This window comes from Streptomyces sp. NPDC048606 (genome assembly GCF_040650855.1).
In the GTDB taxonomy this organism is placed as follows: Bacteria; Actinomycetota; Actinomycetes; order Streptomycetales; family Streptomycetaceae; genus Streptomyces.
Genome location: NZ_JBEZIB010000046.1, coordinates 46,693 through 52,896, shown reverse-complemented (window position 1 = coordinate 52,896; position 6,204 = coordinate 46,693). Strand labels below are relative to the sequence as shown.

At 71.4% G+C, this 6,204-nt stretch carries 8 protein-coding genes; 2 read left to right on the top strand and 6 right to left on the bottom strand.

Annotation, left to right across the window (positions count from 1 at the left end):
• The coding region (locus AB0D01_RS34825; protein ID WP_150947481.1) for a biotin carboxylase N-terminal domain-containing protein at positions 1-137 on the bottom strand (137 nt) is incomplete at its 3' end.
• A gap of 376 nt (positions 138-513) precedes the next feature.
• Between AB0D01_RS34825 and AB0D01_RS34820 the strand changes: the two genes are divergently transcribed.
• On the top strand, positions 514-987 hold the full coding sequence (locus tag AB0D01_RS34820; protein WP_363062489.1) for a hypothetical protein: 474 nt from the start codon (positions 514-516) through the stop codon (positions 985-987).
• On the opposite strand, the gene AB0D01_RS34815 is transcribed toward AB0D01_RS34820, so the two are convergent.
• From AB0D01_RS34815 to AB0D01_RS34795, 5 genes are all read right to left on the bottom strand, one after another.
• Entirely contained in the window at positions 968-1,576 is a 609-nt protein-coding gene (locus AB0D01_RS34815; RefSeq protein WP_363062487.1) for a nucleoside triphosphate pyrophosphatase, read from the bottom strand. The genes AB0D01_RS34820 and AB0D01_RS34815 overlap by 20 nt on opposite strands.
• Positions 1,577-1,674: 98 nt before the next feature.
• Positions 1,675-1,809, bottom strand: a complete 135-nt coding sequence (locus tag AB0D01_RS34810; RefSeq protein ID WP_363062485.1) for a hypothetical protein — start codon at positions 1,807-1,809, stop codon at positions 1,675-1,677.
• 102 nt (positions 1,810-1,911) lie between these two features.
• Positions 1,912-2,130 carry an acyl-CoA carboxylase epsilon subunit gene (locus tag AB0D01_RS34805; protein ID WP_363062483.1) on the bottom strand — a complete coding sequence of 73 codons (219 nt, stop codon included), beginning with the start codon at positions 2,128-2,130 and terminating at the stop codon, positions 1,912-1,914.
• An 18-nt stretch (positions 2,131-2,148) separates the two neighbouring features.
• Entirely contained in the window at positions 2,149-3,741 is a 1,593-nt protein-coding gene (locus AB0D01_RS34800; RefSeq protein WP_363062481.1) for an acyl-CoA carboxylase subunit beta, read from the bottom strand.
• Positions 3,742-3,778: 37 nt separating this feature from the next.
• Positions 3,779-5,125: an RNA-guided endonuclease TnpB family protein gene (locus AB0D01_RS34795; protein WP_363062479.1), complete on the bottom strand. Its 1,347-nt coding sequence runs from the start codon at positions 5,123-5,125 to the stop codon at positions 3,779-3,781.
• 58 nt (positions 5,126-5,183) lie between these two features.
• Here AB0D01_RS34795 and AB0D01_RS34790 point away from each other — a divergent pair, with 58 nt between their 5' ends.
• Entirely contained in the window at positions 5,184-6,047 is an 864-nt protein-coding gene (locus AB0D01_RS34790) for a biotin--[acetyl-CoA-carboxylase] ligase (RefSeq protein ID WP_363062477.1), read from the top strand.
• The last annotated feature ends 157 nt before the right edge of the window (positions 6,048-6,204 follow it).

Here is a 6,204-nt window from a genome sequence, read left to right as displayed (position 1 = left end):
TCGTCTGCCGCGCGGACGTGCAGAGCGTCCCGGTCCGGATCGGCGTAGACGGCTACGCTCGCGATCCCGGCATCCCGGCAGGCCCGAGCAACGCGGACAGCGATTTCGCCACGGTTGGCGATGAGCACCTTGCGCACGATGGCTCCCTCCTTGAAACAAGCTGAGTTTAGGGACAGGCAACACGGCCTTTCGACCCTTCCCCGGAGGTGAGCTTGCCCACACAGAGCGTGACACAGGTCCCTCCCGAGTCGGAAAGCCCTTGTGTCGCCCCAGGTCAGGGAGATCCCCGACTGCACAGTAACCCCGTTGCGTATCGAAGGTCTCTGTTCACCGGGTCAGCCGCCCCCGTTGATTCTTTGTCGAGTCCCTACGAACGGCCTATGCATTCTTTGAGTGAGAGCCGTCACGGAGGGCTCCCGTAACGAAGCCGACCGGCCCCCTTGTCCCCGGGATTACTCGTTAGTAGCCTCCAGGCGTCGAACACGCTTGTGGTGTGTGGGGGATGGGGGCGTCGTGCTGCGCAGAATCGTGGCCGGGCTCGGCGCGGCGGCGTGCGTCGCCGAGGCGGCCGTCCTCGTCCTCGTCCACGTGGTCCTGGGCCGGACCACCGCGAACCAGTCGATGTCCATCGCCGGTACGGACCCCGCGCTCGTGTCCACGGCGACCTACGGGCTCGGCGCCGGCACCGGCGCGTTCCTGCTGCTCTGCGCCTTCCTGCTGGCCGTCGTCGCCCTGCGCGACCGCGCGCCCGGGCGTTTCGCGCGCGTCGTGATCATCGCCGCCGCGGCCCTGCACGTCCTGCTCGGGGTGCTCTCCGTCGGGCTCGTCGGCTGGGTCGCCTTCGCGGCGACGATGCTGGTCTTCTGCCTGCTCGTGCTGGTCTTGACGCTCCACGGGCGCGCCGCCGGCCCGGGCGCGGACGCGGGTCCGGGCGCGGACGCGGGTCCGGGCCCGGAGGTGAAGGGGCTCAGGCCCACAAGTCCGTGATGGACACGTCCAGTTCTCCCAGCAGGGACCGCAGCAGCGGCAGCGAGAGGCCGATCACGTTGCCGTGATCGCCGTCGATGCCGTCGATGAACGGCGCGGACAGCCCGTCGAGGGTGAAGGCCCCGGCCACGTGCAGCGGCTCGCCGCTCGCCACGTACGCGGCCACCTCGGCGTCCGACGGCTCGCCGAAGCGGACCGTCGTGGAGGCCGTGGCCGACACCCGGCGCCCGTTCGCGGTGTCGATGACGCAGTGTCCGGTCCGCAGGACGCCCGCCCGCCCGCGCATCGACTTCCAGCGCGCGGTGGCCTCCGCCGAGTCGGCCGGCTTGCCCAGGGCCTCGCCGTCCAGCTCCAGCACCGAGTCACAGCCGATCACCAGCGCGCCCTCGGCCTCCGCGAGGCCCGCCACCACGTCCGCCTTGGCCTCGGCCAGGGCCAGGGCCAGGTCGGCCGGGTTGTCGTGCTCGATCGTGTCCTCGTCGAAGCCGCTGACGATCACGTGCGGGGCGAGTCCGGCCTGGCGCAGCAGGTTGAGCCGGGCGGGCGAGGCGGAGGCGAGGACAACGGTGCGTACGGTCATGCGGGCCATCGTAGGGCGGCCCGCGCGGCGCGGGACCCGTCGGGACCCGTGAGGCCGCTGCCGCGCCCGGGCGGGGGCGCTCGGGGCCAAGGCGGCGCCCGTGCGGGCTAGAAGGGGGCCACGCCCAGGACGTACACGCCCACCACCATCGCCAGGGCGAGCACCAGCAGCAGGCGGCGCAGCATCGCCTGGGCGTCGCGCATGTCCTTCGGCGGCTCGTTCTTCGGGTCTGACCAGAGCATGCCCCGATCCTGTCCCGGGGACGACGGTGGCGCCTGAGTACGGGTACTCAGGCGCCACCGTCGGTTCACGCCATCTTCGGCGCGGGGGTCTCGGCCCCGGCCTCAGCCCTGGCCGGGCCAGTACGTACGGCCCCAGGCGCGCGGTCCCGGCTGGGGCACGCGGCGGCGCGCCACCCGGGCGGGCGAGGCCCACTCGTCCCGGACCCGGGGCGCGGTGCCGGCGGCGCCGGAGGCCAGCGCCGCCGCGCGTGCCTGTACGACCGCCAGTGCGGCGGCCAGCTCCTCGGGGGTCGGGTTGCCCTTGACGACCTTGATGACCACAGAGTCCTCCTGGAGGGCCTAGAGGGGGATGTTGCCGTGCTTCTTCGGCGGCAGCGACTCCCGCTTGGTGCGCAGCTGCCGCAGCCCCTTCACCACGTGCGCCCGGGTCTCGGACGGCAGGACCACCGCGTCGACGTAACCGCGCTCGGCCGCCGTGTAGGGGTTGAGCAGGGTGTCCTCGTACTCGGTGATGAGCCGCGCCCGGGTCTCCTCCACCTCCTCGGGGGCCGCCTCGGCGAGGGTGCGGCGGTGCAGGATGTTGACCGCGCCCTGGGCTCCCATGACCGCGATCTGCGCGGTCGGCCAGGCGAGGTTCAGGTCCGCGCCGAGGTGCTTGGAGCCCATGACGTCGTAGGCGCCGCCGAAGGCCTTGCGGGTGATCACGGTGATGAGGGGGACGGTGGCCTCGGCGTACGCGTAGATCAGCTTCGCACCGCGCCTGATGATTCCGTTGTACTCCTGGTCGGTGCCCGGGAGGAAGCCGGGCACGTCGACGAAGGTCAGGACCGGGACGTTGAAGGCGTCGCAGGTGCGGACGAAGCGCGCGGCCTTCTCGGAGGCGTTGATGTCCAGGCAGCCGGCGAACTGCATCGGCTGGTTCGCGACGATGCCGACCGGGTGGCCCTCGACGCGGCCGAAGCCGGTGAGGATGTTCGGGGCGAAGAGGGACTGGGTCTCCAGGAACTCGCCGTCGTCCAGCACGTGCTCGATCACGGTGTGCATGTCGTACGGCTGGTTCGCGCTGTCGGGGATCAGCGCGTCGAGTTCGAGGTCGAGGTCGGAGACCTCGGTGTCCGCCTCCTCCGGGAAGGCGGGCGGCTCGGAGAGGTTGTTGGACGGCAGGTACGCGAGGAGGGACTTCACGTACTCGATGGCGTCCTTCTCGTCGCCGGCCATGTGATGGGCGACGCCGGACGTGCTGTTGTGCGTGCGGGCCCCGCCCAGCTCCTCGAAGCCGACGTCCTCGCCGGTGACCGTCTTGATGACGTCCGGGCCGGTGATGAACATGTGCGAGGTCTGGTCGACCATGACCGTGAAGTCGGTGATGGCCGGGGAGTACACGGCGCCGCCGGCACAGGGGCCGACGATCAGGCTGATCTGCGGGATCACGCCGGAGGCGTGGACGTTGCGGCGGAAGATCTCGCCGTACATGCCCAGCGCGCTGACGCCCTCCTGGATGCGGGCGCCGCCGGAGTCGTTGATGCCGACGAGGGGGCAGCCGGTCTTCAGGGCGAAGTCCATGACCTTCATGATCTTCTGGCCGTAGACCTCGCCGAGGGCTCCGCCGAAGACGGTGAAGTCCTGCGAGAAGACGGCCACGGGGCGCCCGTCGACCGTGCCGTAGCCGGTGACGACGCCGTCGCCGTAGGGGCGGGTCCGGTCGAGCCCGAAGGCGGTGGAGCGGTGCCGGGCGAACTCGTCCAGCTCTACGAAGGAGCCCTCGTCCAGCAGCAGCGCCACCCGCTCACGTGCCGTCAGCTTGCCTTTGGCGTGCTGCTTCTCGACGGCGCGAGCGGAACCTGCGTGGGTGGCCTCCTCGACGCGGCGCCGCAGGTCCGCGAGCTTGCCCGCGGTCGTGTGCATGTCGATCGGCTCTGAGGGTTGTGACATCGGGGTCGCGGCTCCCTGTGTGGTGTCAACTGCCTGGTCAATTGATTGACTGCTGCTGGCTACTGGTGCGTAGCGTATCGGCGGGCATGGCGCTCGGCAGTGCGGCGTTTGACACACCTAATGTGGCTTGCTTGGCCTGGCCGTCTTCCCTAGGGGAACGGTTTCCCGGCCTCGCGGCCGAGGCTTCCTGCTTCACCGCGGGCCGCCCCGTGCGGGGAGTGCCCGCCCGAGGTCCTACGCCCGCTCCACAGGCGGTGACCGCCGACCCGGCGGCCAGAAGGTTCACGGCGGCGTTGCCGTCCCGGTCGTGAGTCGTCCCGCAGCCCGCACACATCCACGTGCGGACGCCGAGGGGAAGCGGGTCGCCGACGATTCCGCAGGCCGAGCACATGCGGGTGCTGGGGAACCACCTGTCGACGGTGATCAGGTCGCGCCCGTACCAGGCCGCCTTGTATTCCAGCATGCTCCGCAGCGTGTACCAGGAGGCGTCCGAGACGGCCCGGGCCAGTCTGTGGTTGCGCAGCATGTTGCGGATGGCGAGGTCCTCGATCACGAGCGTTTGGTTTTCGCGCACGAGTCGAGTCGTCAGTTTGTGCAAATGGTCCCTGCGGCGATCGGCGATCCGGGCGTGGATCCGGGCCACCCGGGTGCGGGCCTTGGCGTGGTTCCTGCCGCCCACGCTCTTGCGGGACAAGGCGCGTCGGGCACGGGCCAGGAGCTCCCTGTCCCTGCGTTCGTAGCGAGGGTTCGCGACCGTCTCGCCGGTGGACAGGGTGATCAGGGCCGTCAGCCCGACATCGATCCCGACGGCTTTCGTGGTGATCGGTGCGGGGGCGGGGGTGTCTTCGCACAGGAGCGAGACGAACCAGCGGCCGGCCGGGTCCCGGGACACCGTGACGGTGCTCGGTTCCACCCCTTCGGGGAGCGGGCGCGACCAGATGACGGCCAGAGGTTCGGCCATCTTGGCCAGGGTGAGTCGACCGTCGCGGTAGCGGAACGCCGATCGGGTGTACTCGGCACCGGCCCTGGCATTCCGCTTCGATTTGAATCGTGGGTACGCCGACCGCTTGGCCCGGAACGCGACGAACGCGCTCTGGAGGTGGCGCAGCGCCTGCTGGAGGGGCACGCACGACACCTGGGCCAGGTAGGCCAGGTCCTCGCTCCGCTTCCACGCGGTGAGCATCGCCGAGGTCTGCGCGTAGTCCAGCCGCTCACCGCGCGCCCGGGCGTCGGACCGGGCGGACAGGGCCAGGTTGTAGACCTTGCGGACGCAACCGAAGGTCCGTGACAGTTCCGCTGCCTGCGCGTCGTCGGGGTAGAAACAGAACTTGAATGCCCGCTTTACCCGAGAATTCCCCACGCACCCGAAGCTAGGGTCGGTCACGATCCGAACGCAATCCTCGGTCAGAGGGTCACACCCGGCGACAAGAAGGAACCCGATCATGCCATCAGATGCAGCAGCCGGAGCCTCAGCGGGACGCTGGTCGAGCCTGGACCGGCCTCCTCTCAACGTCGCGGGTCTGCGGCGGGCCCTCGTGACCGGGGACGGGCTGTGGACCTCCCTGGAGGTGGTCCCCGCGACCGGCTCCACCAACACCGATCTCGCGGCGCGCACCGCCGGGCTGTCCGAGGGGGCCGTGCTGGTCGCCGAGGAGCAGACCGCCGGGCGCGGACGCCTGGACCGGACCTGGAGCGCGCCCGCCCGGTCCGGACTGTTCTTCTCCGTCCTGTTCAAGCCGGGTCCGGGCGTGCCCGAGGAGCGGTGGGGGTGGCTGACCCTGCTGGCGGGGGTCGCCGCCGCCTCCGGGCTGTCCCGGGCCGCGGGCGTGGACACCCTCCTCAAGTGGCCCAACGACCTGCTGGTCGTCGTGGACGGCGAGGAGCGCAAGACCGGCGGGATCCTCGCGGAGCGGGTCGCGGACGGGGTGGTCGTCGGGATCGGGCTGAACGTCACCCTCACCGAGGACGAGCTGCCCGTGCCGGGCGCCGGCTCGCTCCTGCTGGCCAAGGCGACCGTCACCGACCGGGAGCCGCTGCTCAAGGCCGTGCTGCGGTCCCTGGAGGAGTGGTACGGGAGGTGGCGCGAGGCCGGCGGCGACCCGGCGGCCTGCGGGCTCCAGGAGACGTACGCGGCCGGCTGCTCGACCCTGGGCAAGCACGTGCGGGCGGACCTGCCCGGCGGGCGGGCCCTCACCGGTACGGCCGAAGCGGTCGACGCGGACGGGCGGCTCGTCATCCGTACGGTCGAGGGCGAGCGGGAGGCCGTGGGCGCGGGCGACGTGGTGCACCTGAGGCCCGTGCGCTGACCCCGCCGGGAGCGGTGCGGGGCCCGGGATCGGGTCCGTACGGGCGGCGCGTTCCCCGGCCGCGGGGGATTTCGGGCGCGTACGGACCCCCGCCGGGCCCCCGGGGCCTGCCTCGGGCGATCGGCCCCGGGGAAGGGGAGTGAGCTACGGCACACCT

Bases quoted from the DNA above. Each gene is read 5' to 3' on its own strand.
- AB0D01_RS34815 (WP_363062487.1), bottom strand. From the start codon at position 1,576: ATGGCCCGCATGACCGTACGCACCGTTGTCCTCGCCTCCGCCTCGCCC.
- AB0D01_RS34810 (WP_363062485.1), bottom strand. From the start codon at position 1,809: ATGCTCTGGTCAGACCCGAAGAACGAGCCGCCGAAGGACATGCGCGAC.
- AB0D01_RS34800 (WP_363062481.1), bottom strand. From the start codon at position 3,741: ATGTCACAACCCTCAGAGCCGATCGACATGCACACGACCGCGGGCAAG.
- AB0D01_RS34790 (WP_363062477.1), top strand. From the start codon at position 5,184: ATGCCATCAGATGCAGCAGCCGGAGCCTCAGCGGGACGCTGGTCGAGC.